We start from the raw sequence: 21,743 nt of genomic DNA on the forward strand, positions 1-21,743 counted from the left end.
GGCGCTATTTCACGTATTCAATTTCATTGACGTACCAGCTGGCTTCGCCCGCCGGAGTGTTAACGATAGCCAGGTCGCCCACCTCTTTCTTTAGTAAGGCGCGCGCCATTGGCGAATCGATAGAGATATAGTCTTTGCGGCCGAAGATTTCATCGTAGCCGACAATGCGAAAGCGCTTGGTATCGCCATCGTCGTTCTCGATTTCCACCCACGCGCCGAAGAACACTTTGCCTTCCTGCTGCGGGGAATAATCGACGATTTTGAGATTTTCCAGACACTTGGTGAGATAACGCACCCGGCGGTCAATTTCGCGCAGGCGCTTTTTATTGTACTGATAATCGGCGTTTTCGCTGCGGTCGCCAAGACTCGCCGCCCAGGTCACTTTCTTGGTGACTTCCGGGCGCTCTGTACGCCACAAGTAATCCATCTCTTGCTTCAGTTTTTCATACCCTTCACGGGTGATCAGCGGCGTTTTCATCTGTGGTTCATCCAAAATAATCTCGTCCCGCCGTACCTTAACCAGCCGTTTCGGCAAGGTAAAGCGGTGGGCGAAGAAATCGCGGCTACTGGCTGCGGGTAAAAATGGTAATCACCTGATCAATATGGTTTTTCATTGCTTTCTTTGCCGCACGTACGTCGTGGGCCTCAATGGCTTCAAGGATCGCGCGATGCTCTTGTTCCGAGCGATGCGGCATATCGTCCGGCGTATAGTGGCGCTGCAGCATGCGGAACATACTGCCGTAGCGGTGGCCGAGTAGGTGGCCGATGATAAACGCGTACGCCGGGTTACCGCTGGCCTGAGCGATACGGATATGGAACAGGCGATCGCCGGGATGGGTGGTTGAACCGGCACGGTTATCGCGACAGTTCTGTTCAAAGGCCTCGCGGATAGCGGCCAGCTCCTCGGGGCTGGCATGGCGCGCCGCCAGCGCGGCGGTTTCCGGTTCTATTAACAGACGCGCCTGCAGCAGAGAAAATGGCGGTAGTTCGGCGTTAAAATCGAGGTCTATGTTGAGTTCGTCGTCGATCTCCGTCCACTGGTCGCGACCGGCCTGCGCCATCACCGGCTCTTTGGTGGCGACGAGCGGCGTCTGCGATTTGACGATTACCCCGTTGCCGACGCGCACGTCCACCAGGCCAATCACCTCCAGCGCAATCAGCGCTTCACGTACCGATGCGCGGCTGACGTTCAACTGCTGGGCTAAATCTCGCTCAGACGGCAGACGGCTGCCGGGCGGAAATTCGTTGTTCTCAATTAATCGCTTGAGTTGGTCTGCTATCTGTCTGTAAATCCTTGGGTTTTCCAGTCTGGTAATCGGCATGTTTCACCTTTGCTCATGCGATAGACAGTGATAAAGCGCACAAATATTGGTCAGCACACTTGAGTGTTTGTTAGTCGAGTGTAATTAATTGGTTAACCAATGTGCCGTTTGTGGCCGTTTTTGCAACATATGAGCTTCACGATAGCGGGTTATGCCTGACTTGTCATGCGAAAGGTCAGGCCTTTGACTACCATCAATGGCCTGACCATTAGTCCTTTAGACCAGGGGAGAGAAATGGAACTAACCGGAAAACGCGTTCTGATTACCGCCGCAGGGCAGGGGATTGGCAACAGCTGCGCGCGGCTATTTGCCGCCGCTGGCGCGGAAGTGATTGCCAGCGATATCAACATTGCCGGATTGAGCGATATCTCCGGCGTACAGCCGCTGCAGCTGGATGTCACCCGCGCCGACGCCATTGCCGCCGCTGCGGAAACGCTGGGCCCGCTGGATGTCTTGTTCAACTGCGCCGGGGTGGTGCATAGCGGCAGCATTCTTGAATGTAGCGAGCGGGAGTGGCAGTTCGCTCTCGATCTGAATGTCACCGCCATGTTCCACACGATTCGCGCCTTTTTGCCGGCGATGATCGCCCGCGGCGGTGGCTCGATTATCAACATGTCATCGGTAGCTTCCAGCGTGAAAGGAGTACCAAACCGCTTCGCCTACAGCGCCAGTAAAGCGGCGGTCATTGGCCTGACCCGCTCGGTAGCGGCGGATTTCGTCACCCAGGGCATTCGTTGTAATGCGATTTGTCCGGGTACCGTCGATTCACCTTCCCTACGCGGACGTATTGCCGAGCAGGCGCGCGAGCAGGGGCTGAGCGAAGAGGCGGTTTATGAGGCGTTTGTCGCCCGCCAGCCCATTGGCCGCATCGGCAAGCCGGAAGAGATCGCCCAGCTGGCGCTGTACCTGGCTTCCGACGCCAGCGCCTACACCACCGGCACGGTGCAGATTATTGACGGCGGTTGGAGCAACTAACCGCGCGGCGCTTTATTTCACTATCAGGAAAACGCATGAAATTACTTCGTTTTGGCAATCCCGGCAGCGAGCGTCCGGGCGTACTCGATAACGACGGCCGCCTGCGCGACCTGTCGCAATATATTAACGATCTGCGCGGCGACGCGCTGCTGCCGGAGAGTCTGGCGCGTCTGCGCCAGCTGGATCTCTACAGCCTGCCGCTGGTTGATGGCAATCCGCGTATTGGCGCCTGCGTCGGCGGTATCGGTAAATTTATCTGCATCGGTCTGAACTATGCCGATCACGCCGCAGAGACCGGCGCCGATATTCCGCAGGAACCGGTGGTATTCAGCAAGTGGACCAGCGCTGTGGTCGGGCCGAACGACAACGTGATTATCCCGCGTGGTTCGCAAAAGACCGACTGGGAAGTTGAATTAGGAGTGGTGATTGGCAAAGGCGGGCGCTATATCGACGAGCGCGACGCCATGCAGCACGTTGCTGGCTACTGCGTGATTAATGACGTCTCCGAACGTGAGTATCAAATCGAGCGCGGCGGCACCTGGGATAAAGGCAAAGGCTGCGACACGTTCGGGCCGACCGGCCCCTGGCTGGTCACCGCCGATGAAATCCCCGATCCCAACGCGCTTAACCTGTGGCTGGAGGTCGACGGCAAGCGCTATCAGGACGGCAACACCCGCACCATGATTTTCAAAGTGCCCTATATCATCAGCTACCTGAGCCGCTTTATGAGCCTGCAGCCGGGCGATGTCATCTCCACCGGTACGCCGCCGGGGGTGGGTATGGGCCAGAAACCGCAGCCGGTTTATTTACGCGCCGGCCAGACTATTCGTTTGGGCATTGAAGGGTTGGGCGAACAGCAGCAGCTGACCGTGGAGGACAAACAATGACGCAAATTACCGCCCTGCGGGTAGAGGATATTCGCTTCCCCACTTCGCAGCAGTTGGACGGCTCCGATGCGATGAATCCCGACCCGGATTACTCCGCCGCCTACGTGATCCTCGAAACCGACAATCCTAAGCTCACCGGTCACGGGCTGACCTTCACCATTGGCCGCGGCAACGAAATTTGCTGCGCGGCGATTCAGGCGCTGGAGCATTTAATCGTCGGCGAGCAACTCGAGACGATCGCCGCCGATATGGGCGCCTTCTGGCGGCGCTTTACCAGCGATAGCCAGCTGCGCTGGATTGGCCCGGACAAAGGGGCGATTCACCTGGCGACCGGCGCGGTGGTCAATGCGGTGTGGGATCTGTGGGCGAAGGCCGAAGGCAAACCGGTCTGGCGACTGGTTGCCGATATGAGCCCGGCCGAGCTGGTGCGCTGCATTGATTTTCGCTACATCACCGACTGCATTACCCCGGAGGAGGCGCTGCGCCTGCTGGAAAGCCGTGAGGAGGGTAAAGCCCAGCGGCTTGAACAGCTACAGGCGCAGGGTTATCCGTGTTACACCACGTCAGCGGGCTGGCTGGGTTACGGTGATGACAAACTGCGTCGTCTTTGTCAGCAGGCGGTGGACGCCGGTTTCTCGCATATCAAGCTGAAGGTTGGGCGCGATATTGAAGATGACATCCGCCGCGTGCGCATTGCCCGTGAAGTGATTGGCCCCGAGCGGAAACTGATGATTGACGCCAACCAGGTATGGGAAGTGGACGCCGCGATTCCATGGGTCAAAGCGCTGGCCTTCGCCAATCCATGGTTTATCGAAGAGCCGACCAGCCCGGATGATATCGAAGGTCACCGCAAGATCCGCGAGAACATCGGCGCGGTGAAGGTCGCCACCGGCGAGATGTGCCAGAACCGGATTATGTTCAAACAGTTCATTATGCGCGGCGCGATTGACGTGGTGCAGATCGATGCCTGCCGGTTAGGCGGCGTCAACGAAGTGCTGGCGGTGATGCTGATGGCGGCGAAGTACAACCTGCCGGTTTGCCCGCACGCCGGCGGCGTCGGACTGTGCGAATACGTCCAGCATCTGTCGATGATTGACTACCTGTGCATCGCCGGTACCCATGAAGGGCGGGTGATCGAGTTTGTCGACCATCTGCACGAGCACTTCCTGCACCCTTGCGAAATCCGCGGCGCAGCTTATATGCCGCCGCAGGCGCCGGGCTACTCGATTGAAATGCATCAGGCTTCTATCGAGCAGTACCGCTACCGTGGAGAAGCGCATGTTGCGCATTGATGCCCACCACCACTACTGGCGCTATCAGCCACAGGATTACCCGTGGATTGATGACGACATGCCGCAACTGCGCCGGGATTTTTACCCCCCGCAGCTCCAGCCGCTGCTGGCACAGCACCGGCTCGATGGCGCGGTGGTGGTGCAGGCGCGTCATGACGAAAACGAAACCGCCTGGCTGGTGGCGCAGGTTTCTCAGGCGGTTGGCGTATGCGGCGTGGTGGGCTGGCTGGATATTACCGCCGCGGATCTCGAGGACAAGCTGACGCAGTGGCGCGACCAGCTGTGCGGGTTGCGCCATCAGGTGCAGGATGAAGCCGACCCGGCAGCGTGGCTTGAGCGCGAGGCGGTCTCCCGCGGCATGCGGCGACTACAGCAACGCGGCTATAGCTGGGATCTACTGGTTACCCATCATCATCTCGCGGCGGCGGCACGCTTTGCCGCCCGCCACGATGATCACTGGCTGGTACTCGACCATTTCGGCAAGCCGGATATCGCGCGCGGCGCGGCCCACTGGGCCGAACAGGCGAGGCCGCTGGCCGCATTACCGCATGTGGTGGGCAAACTTTCCGGCCTGGTGACCGAAGCCGGGCGCGGATGCTGGACCGAGCAGCAACTGCTGCCTTTCTTCGACGCCGCGCTGGAGTTGTTTGGCCCGCAGCGGCTGATGTTTGGTTCCGACTGGCCGGTATGCCTGCTGGCGGCGGAGTACCACCAGGTTTACCAGCTGTGCGAAACGGCGCTGGTCCCGCTGACGGAAACGCAGCGGTCAGCTATCTGGGGCGGCACTGCCTGTCGGGTTTATGGTTTAACGGAGGCGAAGCGTGGATCTATTTCTTAAAGACAAAGTGGTTATCGTCACCGGCGGCGGCTCGGGGATCGGCGCGGCCGTGACGCAACTGCTGGCGGAAGAGGGCGCGGTGCCGGTCATCGTCACTAATGCCCAGCCAGAGCAGGGGTTTATGGATGGGCTGAAGCAAATCGCGCCGCAAAGTGAGCTGATTATCGCCGACCTGTGCCAGGAGGCTGAATGTGCCGCGGCGGTAGGCCAGGTGCTGGCGCGCTTTGGCCGCATTGATGCGCTGGTGAATAACGCTGGAGTGAACGATGGCGTAGGGCTTGAGGCCGGGCGTGAGGCGTTTCTCGGATCGCTTGAGAAAAACCTGATCCACTACTACCAGATGGCCCACCTGTGCCGCGAGGCGCTGGAGGCGGCGCGGGGCGCTATCGTCAATATTGCCTCGAAAACCGCGCTCAGCGGCCAGGGCGGCACCAGCGGCTATACCGCGGCGAAAGGGGCAGTGCTGGCATTAACCCGTGAATGGGCGGTATCGCTGCGCGAGAGCGGCGTGCGGGTTAACGCGGTGGTACCGGCGGAAGTGCTGACGCCGCAGTACCAGCGCTGGATAAATACCTTCCCCGATCCACAGCGGCAGATGGCGGCGATTAACCAACGCATTCCGCTGGGCAAACGCATGACCACGCCGGAAGAGATCGCCAATACCGTGGTGTTTCTTATCTCCTCGCGCGCGTCGCACACTACCGGGCAGTGGCTGTCGGTGGACGGCGGGTATTTGCATCTCGACAGGGCGCTGTCATGAGCGCCGCGCGGCGGCTGTGTCAGGCGCTGGATTTAGTCGATTCGGCGGAGAAAATTGCCGAATACCAGCGTCTGCATGAACGTATCTGGCCGGAAGTCGCCGGGCATCTACGCGACCATGGCGTGCTGGATATGGAGATTTACCGGCTTGGCACGCGGCTGTTTATGGTGATGGAGGTCGCCGGGGATTTCGATGGCGAACGCTTTGCTCAACACAGCCTGAACCACCCGGTCATTCAGCGTTGGGAAGCGCTGATGTGGCAATACCAGGTTCCCACCCCCTGGACGCCGGCAGGCGAAAAATGGGTGTCGATGGAGCGCATATTCTCTTTGCAGGATCAATAAAACAACTCCGTACTCTACTGAGGATCTCACCATGCTAGTGAATAAAACGGCGGAGCCGCTGGCGGCCCGCGCCGGGGCGACCCCTAATCTGCGCTGGGCATTTATGCTGGTCACCAGCCTGTTCTTTATGTGGGGGCTCTCTTACGGCCTGCTCGATGTTCTCAATAAACATTTTCAGGAGACTCTGCACGTCACCAAAGCGCAGTCCGGTTTACTGCAGGCGGCTTATTTTGGCGCCTACTTCCTGGTGGCGCTGCCCGCCGGCTATTTTATGGATAAACGCGGTTATAAAGCGGGGATCCTGGTCGGTTTGTGCCTGTATGCGCTTGGCGCGCTGCTGTTTGTGCCGGCGGCGAGCGTGAATAGCTTTGCGCTGTTCCTGTTCGCACTGTTTGTGATTGCCTGCGGATTAGGCTGCCTTGAGACCGCGGCTAACCCTTATGCGACGGTACTTGGCGACAGTAAAGGCGCCGAACGGCGGTTAAATCTGGCGCAGTCGTTTAACGGACTGGGGCAGTTTATTGGCCCGCTGATCGGCGGCACGCTGTTCTTTTCAGCCACTCAGAGCAATACCGGCGATCAGAGCTCGGTAAAAATCACCTATGTCGCTATCGCCGTACTGGTGCTGGCCATCGCGCTGCTGTTCCGCCGCACACCGATGCCGGATATTCGCGAGGATGAGGGCAGTCAGCAAGAAGCGGCGCAGGGGCTGTGGCAGCATCGCCACTTTACCGGCGGGGTCATCGCCCAGTTCTTTTACGTTGCCGCGCAGGTCGGCGTGGGGGCGTTCTTTATCAACTATGCGACCGAGCACTGGCATGGCGTGACAAACCAGCACGCTTCCTATCTGCTGTCGATTGCGATGATTAGCTTTATGGTCGGTCGTTTCTTCAGTACCTGGCTGATGGGGCGGGTGCAGGCGGCGACGCTGCTGATGGTTTACTCGCTGGTCAATATCGTGCTCTGCGGTTTGGTGATGATGAGCATTGACGGCGTGTCGGTGGTGGCACTCATTGCGGTCTTCTTTTTTATGTCGATTATGTTCCCGACCATTTTCGCGCTGGGCGTTAAAAACATGGGCAGCCATACCAAACGCGCCAGCTCATTTATGATTATGGCCATCGTCGGCGGGGCGATTATGCCTTACTTCATGGGGGCGCTGGCCGACCGCTACAGTACCGCGTTGGCCTATGGGTTGCCGCTGCTATGCTTCCTGGTGGTGCTGTGGTACGGCATGAGCCAACGACGCGCGTAAACGGTAAAATTAGCTAAAAAGGCGGAGGAGACCCTCCGCCTTTTTCTTTTTTGTCGCGCCGGTGGTAAATTTTGCTCAGAATGACGGGTTTACCCTAAATAATTCGAGTTGCAGGAAGGCGGCAAGTGTGTGAATCCCCAGGAGCATAGATAACTATGTGACTGGGGTGAGCGCACGCAGCCAACGCACGTGCAACTTGAAGAATGACGGGTATAAATTGCTGTTTAATATGCTTTGTAACAATTTCGACTAGAATATATACCAGATTTGGCTGGTCGTATTAGCGTGGGTTTTTAAGAATACGCACTAACGATTGCAGTGAACCTTTGGGAGTACAAACAATGCAAGAGAATTATAAGATTCTGGTTGTGGATGACGATATGCGCCTGCGCGCGCTGCTGGAACGTTATCTGACCGAGCAGGGCTTCCAGGTTCGTAGCGTGGCGAACGCTGAACAGATGGATCGCCTGCTGACCCGTGAATCCTTCCACCTGATGGTGCTGGATCTGATGCTGCCGGGCGAAGATGGTTTATCTATCTGCCGCCGTCTGCGTAGCCAGAGCAACCCGATGCCGATCATTATGGTGACGGCGAAAGGGGAAGAAGTGGACCGTATCGTGGGGCTGGAAATCGGCGCCGATGACTACATTCCTAAACCGTTTAACCCGCGCGAACTGCTGGCCCGTATCCGCGCCGTGCTGCGCCGCCAGGCGAACGAGCTGCCGGGCGCGCCATCGCAAGAAGAAGCGGTGATCGCTTTTGGCAAATTTAAACTGAACCTCGGCACCCGCGAGATGTTCCGTGAAGATGAGCCGATGCCGCTCACCAGCGGTGAGTTCGCGGTATTAAAAGCGCTGGTGAGCCATCCGCGTGAACCGCTGTCCCGCGATAAGCTGATGAACCTTGCCCGCGGCCGCGAGTACTCGGCGATGGAGCGTTCCATCGACGTACAAATCTCCCGCTTGCGCCGCATGGTGGAAGAGGATCCGGCGCACCCGCGCTACATCCAGACCGTTTGGGGCCTGGGCTACGTCTTCGTGCCGGACGGTTCTAAGGCATGAAGCGCGTGCGTTTTTCGCCGCGAAGCTCATTTGCCCGCACCCTGTTACTGATCGTCACCCTGCTGTTCGTCAGCCTGGTGACGACTTATCTGGTGGTGCTGAATTTCGCGATCCTGCCGAGCCTGCAGCAGTTTAATAAGGTGCTGGCATACGAAGTCCGTATGCTGATGACCGATAAACTGCAGCTGGAAGACGGCACCCAACTGGTGGTACCGCCGGCGTTTCGCCGCGAAATTTACCGCGAGCTGGGGATTTCGCTCTATTCTAATGAGGCGGCGGAAGACGCAGGCCTGCGCTGGGCGCAGCATTATGAATTCTTAAGCCAGCAGATGGCGCACCAGCTTGGCGGGCCGACCGAAGTGCGGGTTGAGGTCAACAAAAGCTCGCCGGTGGTGTGGCTGAAGACCTGGCTTTCGCCGAATATCTGGGTGCGGGTGCCGCTGACTGAAATCCATCAGGGCGATTTCTCGCCGCTATTCCGTTATACGCTGGCGATAATGCTGCTGGCCATTGGCGGCGCGTGGCTATTCATCCGTATCCAGAACCGACCATTGGTCGATCTGGAGCACGCTGCGTTGCAGGTCGGGCGTGGGATTATTCCGCCGCCGCTACGCGAATACGGCGCGTCGGAAGTGCGTTCGGTGACCCGCGCCTTCAACCATATGGCCGCCGGGGTCAAACAGCTGGCGGACGACCGTACGCTGCTGATGGCCGGGGTCAGCCACGATTTGCGCACGCCGCTGACGCGGATCCGGCTGGCGACGGAGATGATGGGCGAGCAGGACGGCTATCTCGCCGAGTCGATCAATAAAGATATCGAAGAGTGCAACGCCATCATCGAGCAGTTTATTGATTACCTGCGCACCGGCCAGGAGATGCCGATGGAGCTTGCGGATCTCAACGCCGTGTTAGGCGAAGTCATCGCCGCCGAAAGTGGCTACGAGCGGGAAATCGCCACCGATCTGCAGGCCGGAGAAATTCCGCTGCGTCTGCATCCGCTGTCGATCAAACGCGCGTTAGCCAATATGGTGGTGAACGCAGCACGTTACGGTAAGGGCTGGATTAAAGTCAGCAGCGGCAGCGAAGCCAGCCGTGCCTGGTTCCAGGTGGAAGATGACGGCCCGGGGATTAAACCGGAACAGCGCGAACATCTGTTCCAACCGTTTGTGCGCGGCGATAGCGCCCGTAGCACCAGCGGCACCGGGCTGGGGCTAGCGATAGTGCAACGTATTATCGACAATCATAACGGTCGCCTGGAGATTGGCACCAGCGAACGCGGCGGCCTGCTGATCCGCGCCTGGCTACCAATTCCGGTGCATCGCGCGCTGTCGCCGGCGAAGCCTGCGAAAGAGAGTTGATTAGCGTATAAATATAAAAAAGCCGGGCATCGCCCGGCTTCAGACTGCTGACAAAGAAGGAAAAAGCGTGGTTTTTCCTTCTTTGTGGTTATCAGCCGAAAATCAATAAATTGATTTTCCTTGTTATTTGTCTCTTGCAATCTGTAAGTCCAATGGTTGCATGAGGTTTGTTATCAATCTCAAGCCGGGCATCGCCCGGCTTTGTTGTCTCTGCGACCTGATTAACGCTTCGGACCGGCCGCAACCAGCGCAGCGCCGGCCGGGGTATCGGTATATTTCTCGAAGTTCTCAATAAACAGTTTCGCCAGCTGATCGGCTTTCTCCTGCCACTGCTCCGGAGAACCGTAGGTATTACGCGGGTCGAGGATATGGGTATCGACGCCCGGCAGCTCGGTTGGGATCTGCAGGTTGAACATTGGCAGGGTGAAGGTTTCGGCGTTATCCAGCGAACCGTCGAGGATGGCGTCGATAATCGCGCGGGTATCTTTAATCGAGATACGCTTGCCGGTACCGTTCCAGCCGGTGTTGACCAGGTAAGCCTGGGCGCCGGAAGCCTGCATGCGTTTTACCAGCACTTCAGCGTACTGCGTCGGGTGCAGCGACAGGAACGCGGCGCCGAAGCAGGCGGAGAAGGTTGGGGTCGGCTCGGTGACGCCGCGCTCGGTACCGGCCAGCTTGGCGGTAAAGCCAGACAGGAAGTGGTACTGAGTCTGGTCAGCGGTCAGGCGTGAAACCGGCGGCAATACGCCAAAGGCGTCGGCGGTCAGGAAGATAACCTTGGTGGCGTGACCGGCTTTCGACACCGGCTTAACGATATTTTCGATATGGTCGATCGGGTAGGAGACGCGGGTGTTCTCGGTCTTCGAACCGTCATCAAAATCGATGGTGCCGTCAGCCAGTACCACGACGTTTTCCAGCAGCGCATCGCGGCGGATCGCGTGATAGATATCCGGCTCGTTGGCTTCCGACAGCTTAATGGTCTTCGCGTAGCAGCCGCCTTCGAAGTTAAATACGCCGTCATCATCCCATCCGTGCTCGTCATCGCCAATCAGGCGGCGTTTCGGGTCGGTGGAGAGGGTGGTTTTACCGGTGCCGGAGAGGCCGAAGAACACGGCGACGTCGCCTTTTTCGCCGACGTTAGCGGAGCAGTGCATCGAAGCGATGCCCTGCAGCGGCAGCAGGTAGTTCATGATCGAGAACATCCCTTTCTTCATTTCGCCGCCGTACCAGGTGCCGCCGATGAGCTGGATGCGCTCGGTCAGGTTGAAAGCCACGAAGTTTTCGGAGTTCAGACCCTGCTCTTTCCACTGCGGGTTGGTGCACTTCGCGCCGTTCATGACGATAAAGTCCGGCTCGAAGGCTGCCAGCTCTTCTTCGCTCGGGCGAATGAACATGTTCTTAACAAAGTGTGCCTGCCAGGCGACTTCAGTAATGAAGCGCACGCTGAGGCGGGTGTCGGCGTTGGCGCCGCAGAAGGCGTCGACGATAAACAGGCGTTTGCCCGACAGCTGGTGAGTCACCAGGCCTTTCAGGTGCTGCCAGGTTTCCTGGGAGAGCGGCTTGTTGTCGTTCTTGCCATTGCCTTTATCAGACCACCACACGGTATCGCGAGTGGTATCGTCACGGACGATATATTTATCTTTCGGCGAACGGCCGGTGAAAATGCCGGTATCGACGGCGATGGCGCCAAGATTGGTTAATACGCCACGCTCATAACCTTCCAGTTTTGGGTCGAGCTCTTCCTGATACAGCGTATCGAAGCTCGGGTTGTGGACAATTTCCTGGACGTCATTGATACCGTAAGCCTTGAGATCCTGCGGGGTTAAACTATTAACGCGCATGTCACTGCTCCTTAGCCAATATGTACTGCTTTAAATTGTAGGGTTTCTTTCAGGGAATAGACCGCGACCAGGCTCATAGATTTACGTATCTCGACAAACGCCTTTCTTACGAAAAACACAGTGACTCCTGTCACGAAGTGCGCGTGATTATCTCAGGAAAACGGCCGTAGGTGGCGATAGATGTTTCCGAATGGTTAAAAAGTAATTAAAAAAACTGCTGAAATGTGAATGTAATCGCTTTCTTGAAAGAAAGTTACGTAACTCTTTCAGTGAAAATCGATTCAACACGCGGTCGAAATAGTTGACGCCAGGCGCGTCGGGTCAGAAAAACCCGGCAACGCCCGGCGAGAGGGCGATTAGTGTACCTGCGGATCCGCCGGCGAGGCGTTATTGCGGATCTCAGCGATATCCATCGCGTTAAACAGGTAATGATTACCGCAGTAGTCACAATGCATATCAATTTCGCCTTCGTCGGCGAGGATGCTGTCGACTTCTTCATCCGGCAGCGTCTTCAGCGCATCGGCGCAGCGCTGGCGAGAACAGGTGCATTTGAACTCGACGTCTTGCGGGTCGTATACCGTCACCTCTTCCTCATGGTACAGGCGCCATAATACATCGGTCGCCGGCAGGGTGAACAGCTCTTCCGCCTTGATGGTCTCGGTCAGGGTCGCCAGATGCTCGAAGTCGTTAAGCTGCGCGTCCTGAGCCGGCATCACCTGCAGCAGCATGCCGCCGGCTACCGCTTTACCGTCGTGCTCGCCGGTACGAATGAACAGACGAGTCGGCAGCTGTTCGGAACGCTGGAAGTAATCTTCCAGGCATGCCGCCAGGGTATCGCCTTCCAGGCCAACAACGCCCTGATAGCGCTCGCCTTCCTGTGGAGAGATGGTAATGACCAGGTAGCCGTTGCCGACCAGCGTTTTCAGGTCCGCGCCTTCCGGGATTTCGCCCTGAACGCGAGCGACGCCGCGCAGCTGCTGCTGATTATTGCCGTTGATCACCGCCAGCGAGAGCGGGCCGTCGCCCTGCAGCTGAACGGTAATATCTCCGGCGAACTTCAGCGTGGCGGTCAGCAGGCTGGTGGCGACCAGCAGCTCCGACAGCACGGTTTTCACCGGTTGCGGGTAGCTATGGTTGGCCAGGATCTGTTCCAACGTGTCCGATACGGTGACCAGTTCACCGCGCACGGCATAGTTTTCAAACAGATAACGATGTAATTGATCGTGTTGAGTCATAATCATCTCTCTTGCTGGCGGCAGCGCTATTCGCTGTCGCCGTGTTTAAATCTCATCAGGTCGCGGCGCTCTTTTTTGTCCGGACGTCTGTCTGGGTGCGGCATCGTTAGCGCATTCAGCTTACGCGCCAGCGCCACTTTTTCGCGTTTCTCAATACTCTCCGCCGTCTCTTCGTACAGCATAACGGCTTCGCTGGCTGGCCTGCGTTGTTCGGTAACGCTTTTGACGATAACGGTACGCTCGTCGTTGCCCTGACGCAGGGTCAGGGTGGCATTCAGCTCGACGATTTTGCTCGGCTTACTACGTTGTTCGTTGTAGTGCACTTTGCCGCCTTCAACCATCTCGCGCGCGATGGCGCGGGTTTTATAAAAGCGGGCTGCCCAAAGCCATTTGTCCAGCCTGACGCTTTCTGCGGGCTTATCTTTCATGGCCTCTCCTCCGGAGTCAGGGAAGGGATCAGCCGCCGGTAATCGTTCACGCCGGGATGGCGGGTATACTGTTTTTCCGCCAGGCCTGAATCCGGATTGGTGACGCCCAGGCAATAACGAATACCGAACTGCGCCGCCGCGTCCAGGATAGCCTCGCTGTCATCGACAAACAGCGTTTTGCGCGCATCAAGGCCGGTTTCTTCCGCCACCGCGCGCCACAGGCGCTGATCCTCTTTCGGATAACCAAATGTGTGGGTGGAAAGTAATAAATCAAGGTGCGCGTCCAGACCGGTGTGCTTGAGCTTCACCGCCAGATTATGCGGGTGCGCGTTGGTCAGCAGGATGCGGCGCTTGCCGCTGGCCCGCAGCGCATCAAGGAATGGCACGGTATCTTCCCGCAGTTTTGCCCGCGGCCCCTGTTCGCTGGTCATCGCACAAATATCCAAACCCAGTCGCTCGCTCCAGTAATCAAGACAGTACCAGTTTAGCGTATGCTGCACGGCGTGATACTCCTGGTGCATTGCCGCTTTGGCTTCCTGCAGGTTGAGTCCGCGCGCGGCGCCCCAGGTTTCCGGGACCAGTTTTTGCCAGAAGTAGTTGTCGAAGGCGAGGTCGAGCAGCGTGCCATCCATATCCAGCAGAACGGTATCAACCTCCTGCCACGCGATATTGATTTGCATGGTGAGTCTCCAGCGAGGGGGAAATGCGCGACAGGGTATCACACCCTGTCGCGCAGGAATTAATCTTGATGATCCGGGGAAGGGATGAGAACCGGATTCAGGCAGCTTTCATAATATTTTTGAATTTCTTCCATGCGCTGGCGCTGGCGCTGATAGCGGCGGATCGCCTGCACGCCGTGCCACGACATACAGCCAAGCATCGCCAGCAGCAGCAGAGTGGTGCCAAGATAGCGCCACAGCCCGCTGCGATCGGGAATGCGGTGCAGGTTGATATGCTGGGTGCCATTGGCGTCGGTATAAAGATTGGTGACAATCCCCTCCGCATGGAATGGCGTGTGCATCAACATGCCCGCCAGACGCTGCAGCTCGCCCCACTGCTCGTGGGCGGGATAATCGTACAGGCTGATAGCCGGCCACGGCTGATTGACCAGTTCGCTGCCTTCATCGCTGGCGATCAGGAATCCGCCAGGGGCCGGGCTATTTAGCGCCTGCGCCGCGCGGGAGGTTTCACGCATCACAAACGGCGCGGTGGAGGTGGTCACCAGATTCTCCAGCGATTCGGCGCTCACCGGGCGCAGCAACACGTTCACTCCATCGAGCTTACCGGCGGTGGCGCGTTTGGTTAGCGCTTCCCAGTTGCGGGTATTGCCAAGGTTGACCAGCGCGTTCTTCAGACGCACGCAGTCATCTTTCGCCGAGCAGAGCTCGTTGGTTTTCAGCACGATATCGCCGAAGTCATCCAGCAGCACCATTCCTGATTTCTGAATTGCCGAACGTAATGCCGGGCTAACGTGCGAATCGTCGTCCGGGTCAGGATGCAACTGGCGCTGTACCGCCTGGACCAGCGCCGTGGCCTTACCGACGATATCGGATTCCGGCAGCGGCAGGGGAGGCGCATCGTTCCAGATGATCTGCGAACAGTCGAACGGCGTAAACGGCGAGGCTTCTTTCGCGCTCCAGGCGCCCGGCGTGCGGATGTTGCACATCCCGGTACCTTTTAATTGCAGCGTGTCGCCAATACGCACTTTCGCCTTCTCAAGCTGGCCGACGGTGGTGGCTTCGATGGTCTGCGCCCCCTTAAGCCAGGAGAGCGTGAATTTAAAGGGCATATTCAGCGGGACGCTAATCCACAGCATGATGACGACCAGCAGCGCGCCGGCGGCGATAATCGCGCTGCGTAGCCAGTACTGCAGCGGGAAGTTTTTCACTTCATCGTGCAGCGACAGGAAGCGCCCCTGGCGAACCACATGGCGGTTAAGATAAATATCAATATCGGTTTGCTGCCCCAGGTCCTGGGCGATCCATGGTTGCCAGTGGCTCGGATAGATAAGGTCGATAATCCCCAGCGAAATATTATTGACGTGTTCCTGGTCGTTCTCGCCAAACAGCCCCCAGCGTTTCGGCATTCCGCGCAGGCAGTGGATCTCGCGTAGCGAACCGGCCAGCGGCGGCGCATAGATGCCCCATAAGCCCGCAGCCAACAACAGTACGCCGCCGCCGAGCAGCCACGGCGCAAAGACGTCAGGGGAGATCAGGCAGCAATAGAACAGCAGGAAGGCTGCGACGATCATAATCCCTTCGCGCAGGCTGTCAGGACGGCTGAGAGCATGCTCTTCCTGAGTTTCCTGGCGGATGTTCAGCAGCTCGACCTGCTCGCTCTCCTCACCGCGAATCGACGCCTGGGTAGCCGATGCGCGTTCAAGCGCGTAGCTGCGGGCTTCCTGCGGATAATCGCGCAAGGTGTGGTCATTGAGAACAATCACCAGCGGCAGGCTGTCGGTTGGGATCAGCGAGACGCTGTTCTCGTCGTTGATATGCTGTTCCCAGAACGGCGGCAGGTGAACCTCCACCGAGTCGAGGAAGTATCGCCATTTGTTGGGCTCATCAGACGAAATGCCGTAGCGGGTGACGGCGCGGGTGACGGTATAAACGGTGTCGCTCTGCTCATTCAGTTTCAGGGCGACAGGCGCGACGCTGGCGCCGGTTGCCGGTACCTGTTGCGACTGGCTGAGGCCATCGAGATACTTTTCGACCGCCTGGCGTTCATCATCAGAAAGCTTGCGGGTCGTCGCGTCGCTAAAGGCTTGCAGTAAGGGGAGGCGACGACGTCTGGCATGAGATCGATACCACCACCCGATAAGCAAGACACAGAGTAGCAGAGCTGTGAAAAAGGTCAGAAAGGTGCCCATGCCCATCCCATCGTCATAGTAATTTTAATTGTTTATCGGCACATGTTGTCTAATGCAGGAAATTTTATTGTGCAATGCAGCAGCATGTAAGCTTATCAAAAACGGGAAAACTCAGGAATCGGTAAATTCTCAAAACAAATTCAACCTATTGACTTTTTTATCTTTATGAATCTTTGCATTGCAAGCAAAACGTTGCAACTATGTAAATTAGTGGCAATTTGGATTGCCGAAACCGTGCTGCGTATCGCACAATGACTTCTGTAATCACAGCATAGACCGATGACAATGAGCAAATCATTACAAAAACCCACCATTCTCAACGTTGAAACGGTAGCGCGTTCGCGTCTTTTTAATGTTGAAAGCGTGGACCTGGAGTTCAGCAACGGCGTGCGTCGCGTTTATGAACGCATGCGGCCCACCGCGCGTGAAGCCGTAATGATTGTGCCGATTGTTGACGACCACATTATTTTAATCCGCGAATATGCGGTCGGCACCGAATCCTACGAACTGGGTTTCTCCAAAGGGCTTATCGACCCCGGCGAGACGGCCATGGAAGCCGCCAACCGCGAGCTGAAAGAAGAGGTGGGTTTCGGCGCCCGTCAATTGACCTTCCTGAAGAAGCTCAGCATGGCGCCATCTTATTTCTCCAGCAAAATGAATATTATGGTTGCGGAAGATCTCTATCCGGAATCGCTGCCGGGCGATGAGCCGGAACCGCTGCCGCAGGTGCGCTGGCCGCTGTCGCAGCTGATGTCGCTACTGGAAGAAGAAGACTTCAATGAAGCGCGTAACGTCAGCGCGCTGTTTCTGGTGCGTGAATGGCTACAGGCGCAGGGGCGTTTGTAAGCGGCTAACATTGTTGTCGCCATCGTCAAAGCCATTTTCGCTGAAAGTGGCTTTGACTTAAACCTGCTGGAAACATTGCTGGCGCTTTACTGATGGTGAAGAAAACGAAAGTTATGCCAAACTTAGTACGTGAATAATTGAAGCGGTAATACAAGGAATAAGAACTAACATTACAGATGTCTTCCAGAAAAAACAGAATTTCTTCATCCATTCTATTGATAATGTTGGTTTTTGTAAGAAGAATGAATATGCGTTGCTTTCTTTTGTGATGAAAAGGATTTTTTTATTTTCTTTTAATCCCAGAAAGAAACGTGATACAGGATAAGCTCCAAAAAAACCAGTCATCGATTGGATGTTGTATAGCATTGGAAATTCAAGCTTGCTTGCTAAATAACTTTCTAAGATGGCACTATATTCTTTTCTGTGAGAAATGAATATGAAATACGAGACGATCATTAACAGGATGCCTATCACACAACAAATCAATAACGCATAGCTCAGGTATTGCATATTACTAGTATCCTGTTAATTCCAATATTTTTTTTGACGAGTACTCGCCGAACTTACCACCTATATATCCTCCGGCAAGACCCCCGATAATCGCGTATGGCAATGCCCCTGTTCCAGCTGTTGCTAGCCCTACGCCCACGCAAAGGGCTACTGCACCGGTGGAGCCATAAGCACCTCCGGCTAAACCTAACGTCGTACTTGCACCAAATTTAAAATATTCTTTAAATGCTGTATTACCACATTCACTTTCTCTTCCAGTAGTACAAGATTTTATAACGTTATTTGTTGCCCCAGCAAACGAAAATGCAATGCCAATATATCCGCCATACTTTAAAAAACGGGCCGCTCTGGCAGCATTACCGGTATAGGTGGAATATCCAGGGATAGCACCTACTCCAACCGTTGACCATTCATGGACAATTGAACGACTGGATAGGTTTAATGCTCTTCGCATATCCTCATATGGTCGGAATTTGATTGAGTGTTTTGCTAAATATTTAATAATAGGCTTATTAACTAATATTTTAAGTTCAGCCAGTAGTTGATTTCTCTCAACAAAGAACTGTTGTCCTATAAGCGTACCTTGTGTCCGAAACTGATTTTGATAGCTGGCCTCTATTTTTTTTAGCGTGGTTTCTATAGCTTTGAAGTATTTTCTCCAGCATCCCCGACAGCACCAAAAATTTTATCTCCTGCAGTCGTTATTCCGGCAATCATTCCATAGTTTCTTTGAAGAAAACTGGCCTCATCGGTACTGACTCCTACCAGATTATTATTTACCTGTTGTTTTGCCTGATGGAGCAAACGGAGTGTCTGTTCTGTCATCGTGCTATTTGGGTCGGCGACAATGAGTATTTGCCCAGGTTTGACCCAAGGCGTACCTGCATTTAGCTGTTCAAAGCAACGCGCGGCACTGCTATTGCGGTTTCGGAATAACAACCCAGCCTGAAGAGATATAGAGCCCGGCTGTTCGACGATACAGTAACCAGGAGCTAGTTTTCTTGACATAAAAAATCCTTGTCTTAGTTGCTTCCATGGAAAGGGACATCGGAAGTTTTTTAGAACAGTAAGCCTTTTTTTGTCTGAGATAGCAATGATAGAAGGTCATCATCAACCTGAGCCTGCTGGAATTCTTTGCTCATAAAAAACTGCACCTTACTTCGTTGGGTATCCAACTTTTTGGGTGCAGTTCATTTCGGTGGTTTTTTTGCTGCTCTCAGGCCACCTTTTAGAAGGTGGTTTGCATTAGAACAACTCGTGGGTTTCGCCACCGCTATCGGTAATGGTGGTGCCAACTTCGCGCACCGCCTGATGGGTTGGCTGCGTGCCCTCGATGAAGTACTCGGCGCGGCTGTTGCCGCCGTTAGCCAGTTGACCTGTGCTACGGTCGATATTCACCGTCACAATACCCGGCGGCGGCGTTAACGGCTCTTCCGGCACGCCTTCCAGCACCCGTTTCATAAAGTCATCCCAGGCCGGTTGGGCGCTTTTAGCGCCGCCTTCATAACCCGAAATCTGATCTTTAATCGCGCCGGAAGCGGTGGTACGGCCCAAATCGCGGCGGTGGTCATCGAAACCAATCCACACCGACGTCACGACGCCCGGGCCGTAGCCGGAGAACCACGCGTCTTTCGAACTGTTAGTGGTACCGGTTTTGCCGCCGATATCATGACGCTGCAGGTCGCGGCCCGCACGCCAGCCGGTGCCCATCCAGCCCGGTTCGCCGAAAATATTGGTATTCAGCGCGCTCTTAATCAGGAAGGCCAGCGGCGTGTTAATAACATGCGGGGCATACTCCGGCGCGCCGCTTTGCGCGACCAGCGACTGATTAGCCTGCTCAAGCTGCGGCTGCGGCGGAACGTCGCCGTTTTGCGGCTCCTGAGAGGTGGCGACCTCTTCGACATCCTGGTTTTCCAGCACGTTGGATTTCGGCGTATCGCCGTAGATCACCGGCGAATTACACTGCGGACAGGCGACCTTAGGCCGCTCTTCAAACAGCACGCCGCCCTGGTCGTTCTCGATCTTGCTAATGAAGTACGGGTTAATCAGGAAGCCGCCGTTAGCCATTACCGAGTAGCCGCGGGCGACCTGTAGCGGAGTAAAGGAAGCGGAACCCAGCGCCAGTGATTCGGTATGGACGATGTTCTGCGCCGGGAAGCCGAAGCGCTGCAGATACTCTGCCGCATAATCGACGCCCATTGCGCGCATCGCGCGCACCATCACCACGTTCTTCGACTGGCCTAATCCCTGACGCAGACGAATAGGGCCGGCGTACTGCGGCGGCGAGTTTTTTGGCCGCCAGTCGGAGCCCGCGCCGGCATCCCAGCGGGAGATCGGCACATCGTTAAGCATACTGGCGAGGGTTAAGCCTTTGTCCATCGCCGCAGTATAAAGGAATGGCTTGATATTGGAGCCAACCTGACGCAGCGCCTGGGTAGCGCGGTTGAACTTACTCTGATTGAAGTCAAAGCCGCCGACCAGAGCGATAATCGCGCCATTTTGCGGGTTGATAGATACCAGCGCGGAGTTCACTTCCGGCACCTGCGACAGCCACCATTTGTCGCCCTCTTTGCGCACCCAAATCTGCTGCCCGGTCTGAATGACGTCGGTCACTTTGCGCGGCGTCGAGCCTTGTTGCGTATCGGAAACGTAGCGACGCGCCCAGCGGACGCCATCCATCGTTAACGCCACCGACGTGCCGTTGCCCAGCAACGCGACTGCTTCCTGCGGATTCGCGGAGGTGACTACCGCCGGCGCCAGCGGGCCGACGCCCGGCAGTTTTTTCAGCGTATCGAGGATTTTTTTGTTATCCCACGGGGTCTCGCCAACTTTCCACAGCACGTTGGCCGGGCCGCGGTAGCCGTGGCGCATGTCGTAATCGAGCACGTTTTTACGCACCGACTGCTGGGCGGCCTGTTGGTTTTTACGCGTGATGGTGGTGTAGACGCGATAGCCGTCTTCGTAGGCCTGCTCGCCGTAGCGGTTGACCATCTCCTGACGCACCATCTCGCTCAGATACGGGGCGGAGAAGGCGATTTCCGGCGTATGGTAGCTGGCGTCAATCGCTTCGCTGCGCGCCTGATCGAACTGTGCCTGGGTGATATAGCCTTCGCTTAACATTCGCGACAGCACCACGTTGCGACGCGCGGTCGCGCGGTCCAGCGAATAGAGCGGGTTAAAGGTGGAAGGCGCTTTCGGCAGACCGGCGATAACCGCCATTTCGCTCAGCGTCAGCTGATCGACCGTTTTACCGAAGTAAACCTGCGCGGCGGCGCCGACGCCATAGGCGCGGTAGCCGAGGTAAATTTTATTGAGGTAAAGATCGAGAATTTCGTCTTTATTCAGCAGCTGTTCGATGCGGATTGCGAGGAAAACTTCTTTGATCTTACGCGTTATTGTTTTCTCCGGGCTGAGGAAAAAGTTACGCGCGAGTTGCTGAGTAATAGTACTGGCGCCCTGCGAGGCATGGCCTGAGAACATCGCTACGCTCGCGGCGCGGAAAATCCCCACCGGATCGACGCCATGATGCTCATAGAAGCGGCTATCTTCAGTCGCGATAAACGCTTTTATCAGCTCCGGCGGCATCTGCTGCAGAGTGACGGGGATGCGGCGCTTTTCGCCATACTGCGCAATGAGCTCGCCGTCCGCGCTATAGACCTGCATCGGGATCTGCAGACGCACATCCTTTAAGGTCGCGACATCGGGGAGTTGCGGCTCTATAAATTTGTAGAGGCCATAAATCGAGCCTGCTCCCAGCAGAACGCAACAAACTGCAAGGATAAAAAGATACTTTACGAACTTCACCGGAGAATTCCCATTTAGTTTTATTTGGGCAGTTTATAAACAAACGCGCGGTAGTATAAAGGCAAGCCAGGAGCATTGATATACCCCCACGGGGCGGCTTGCTGGCGCTATGCCTTCC

18 protein-coding genes and 1 pseudogene are annotated in these 21,743 nt (G+C 56.3%); 10 read left to right on the plus strand and 9 right to left on the minus strand.

The annotated features are described in order from the left end of the window. Positions 1-4: 4 nt before the first annotated feature. Both greB and PGR79_RS13840 read right to left on the minus strand, forming a co-directional pair. Entirely contained in the window at positions 5-478 is a 474-nt protein-coding gene (gene greB, locus PGR79_RS13835) for a transcription elongation factor GreB (protein ID WP_015703675.1), read from the minus strand. Positions 479-563: 85 nt separating this feature from the next. Then, positions 564-1,322 carry a FadR/GntR family transcriptional regulator gene (locus tag PGR79_RS13840; protein ID WP_015369365.1) on the minus strand — a complete coding sequence of 253 codons (759 nt, stop codon included), beginning with the start codon at positions 1,320-1,322 and terminating at the stop codon, positions 564-566. Between the two features lie 234 nt (positions 1,323-1,556). Here PGR79_RS13840 and PGR79_RS13845 point away from each other — a divergent pair, with 234 nt between their 5' ends. The 9 genes from PGR79_RS13845 (at position 1,557) to envZ (ending at position 10,092) form a co-directional block, all read left to right on the plus strand. Further along, positions 1,557-2,297, plus strand: coding sequence for an SDR family oxidoreductase (locus PGR79_RS13845; RefSeq protein WP_430921880.1), 741 nt, complete (start codon positions 1,557-1,559; stop codon positions 2,295-2,297). Between the two features lie 35 nt (positions 2,298-2,332). After that, a complete protein-coding gene (locus tag PGR79_RS13850; protein WP_059304499.1) occupies positions 2,333-3,184 on the plus strand; it encodes a fumarylacetoacetate hydrolase family protein in 852 nt (283 codons plus the stop codon). Next, on the plus strand, positions 3,181-4,476 hold the full coding sequence (locus PGR79_RS13855; protein WP_407609368.1) for an L-fuconate dehydratase: 1,296 nt from the start codon (positions 3,181-3,183) through the stop codon (positions 4,474-4,476). Before PGR79_RS13850 ends, PGR79_RS13855 begins: the two co-directional genes overlap by 4 nt. Next, positions 4,463-5,314, plus strand: a complete 852-nt coding sequence (locus PGR79_RS13860) for an amidohydrolase family protein (RefSeq protein ID WP_430921882.1) — start codon at positions 4,463-4,465, stop codon at positions 5,312-5,314. Before PGR79_RS13855 ends, PGR79_RS13860 begins: the two co-directional genes overlap by 14 nt. Beyond that, positions 5,298-6,074: an SDR family oxidoreductase gene (locus PGR79_RS13865; protein ID WP_087859066.1), complete on the plus strand. Its 777-nt coding sequence runs from the start codon at positions 5,298-5,300 to the stop codon at positions 6,072-6,074. The genes PGR79_RS13860 and PGR79_RS13865 overlap by 17 nt, the downstream gene beginning before the upstream one ends. After that, positions 6,071-6,418: an L-rhamnose mutarotase gene (locus tag PGR79_RS13870; RefSeq protein ID WP_113373945.1), complete on the plus strand. Its 348-nt coding sequence runs from the start codon at positions 6,071-6,073 to the stop codon at positions 6,416-6,418. Before PGR79_RS13865 ends, PGR79_RS13870 begins: the two co-directional genes overlap by 4 nt. A gap of 31 nt (positions 6,419-6,449) precedes the next feature. Next, positions 6,450-7,673, plus strand: a complete 1,224-nt coding sequence (gene fucP, locus PGR79_RS13875; protein WP_063415087.1) for an L-fucose:H+ symporter permease — start codon at positions 6,450-6,452, stop codon at positions 7,671-7,673. 341 nt (positions 7,674-8,014) lie between these two features. Then, positions 8,015-8,734, plus strand: a complete 720-nt coding sequence (gene ompR, locus PGR79_RS13880) for an osmolarity response regulator transcription factor OmpR (RefSeq protein WP_001157751.1) — start codon at positions 8,015-8,017, stop codon at positions 8,732-8,734. After that, positions 8,731-10,092, plus strand: coding sequence for a two-component system sensor histidine kinase EnvZ (gene envZ / locus PGR79_RS13885; RefSeq protein ID WP_015369373.1), 1,362 nt, complete (start codon positions 8,731-8,733; stop codon positions 10,090-10,092). Before ompR ends, envZ begins: the two co-directional genes overlap by 4 nt. 221 nt (positions 10,093-10,313) lie before the next feature. Here the strand turns inward: envZ and pckA are convergent, their stop codons facing one another. The 5 genes from pckA to PGR79_RS13910 form a co-directional block, all read right to left on the minus strand. After that, positions 10,314-11,933: a phosphoenolpyruvate carboxykinase (ATP) gene (gene pckA, locus PGR79_RS13890; RefSeq protein ID WP_045375850.1), complete on the minus strand. Its 1,620-nt coding sequence runs from the start codon at positions 11,931-11,933 to the stop codon at positions 10,314-10,316. A gap of 356 nt (positions 11,934-12,289) precedes the next feature. Then, complete coding sequence (gene hslO / locus PGR79_RS13895; RefSeq protein ID WP_015703666.1) at positions 12,290-13,168, minus strand: Hsp33 family molecular chaperone HslO; 879 nt, start codon at positions 13,166-13,168, stop codon at positions 12,290-12,292. A gap of 26 nt (positions 13,169-13,194) precedes the next feature. Continuing rightward, positions 13,195-13,596: a ribosome-associated heat shock protein Hsp15 gene (gene hslR / locus PGR79_RS13900; RefSeq protein ID WP_430921884.1), complete on the minus strand. Its 402-nt coding sequence runs from the start codon at positions 13,594-13,596 to the stop codon at positions 13,195-13,197. Further along, positions 13,593-14,276 carry a GMP/IMP nucleotidase gene (gene yrfG / locus PGR79_RS13905; RefSeq protein ID WP_015703664.1) on the minus strand — a complete coding sequence of 228 codons (684 nt, stop codon included), beginning with the start codon at positions 14,274-14,276 and terminating at the stop codon, positions 13,593-13,595. Before yrfG ends, hslR begins: the two co-directional genes overlap by 4 nt. A 59-nt stretch (positions 14,277-14,335) precedes the next feature. After that, positions 14,336-16,465, minus strand: coding sequence for an intracellular growth attenuator family protein (locus PGR79_RS13910; RefSeq protein WP_430921886.1), 2,130 nt, complete (start codon positions 16,463-16,465; stop codon positions 14,336-14,338). Positions 16,466-16,750: 285 nt separating this feature from the next. Between PGR79_RS13910 and nudE the strand changes: the two genes are divergently transcribed. Further along, complete coding sequence (gene nudE / locus PGR79_RS13915; RefSeq protein WP_015703662.1) at positions 16,751-17,311, plus strand: ADP compounds hydrolase NudE; 561 nt, start codon at positions 16,751-16,753, stop codon at positions 17,309-17,311. Positions 17,312-17,825: 514 nt separating this feature from the next. Here nudE and PGR79_RS13920 read toward each other — a convergent pair. Together PGR79_RS13920 and mrcA are read right to left on the minus strand one after the other, a co-directional pair. After that, positions 17,826-18,829 (minus strand): annotated as a pseudogene (locus PGR79_RS13920) (hypothetical protein). 237 nt (positions 18,830-19,066) lie between these two features. Beyond that, the gene (gene mrcA, locus PGR79_RS13925; RefSeq protein WP_213317302.1) at positions 19,067-21,625 is read right to left on the minus strand and encodes a peptidoglycan glycosyltransferase/peptidoglycan DD-transpeptidase MrcA; all 2,559 of its coding nucleotides are present in this window, start codon (positions 21,623-21,625) and stop codon (positions 19,067-19,069) included. Positions 21,626-21,743 lie beyond the last annotated feature (118 nt).

This window comes from Klebsiella sp. 141161 (genome assembly GCF_050600815.1).
In the GTDB taxonomy this organism is placed as follows: Bacteria; Pseudomonadota; Gammaproteobacteria; order Enterobacterales; family Enterobacteriaceae; genus Klebsiella; species Klebsiella aerogenes.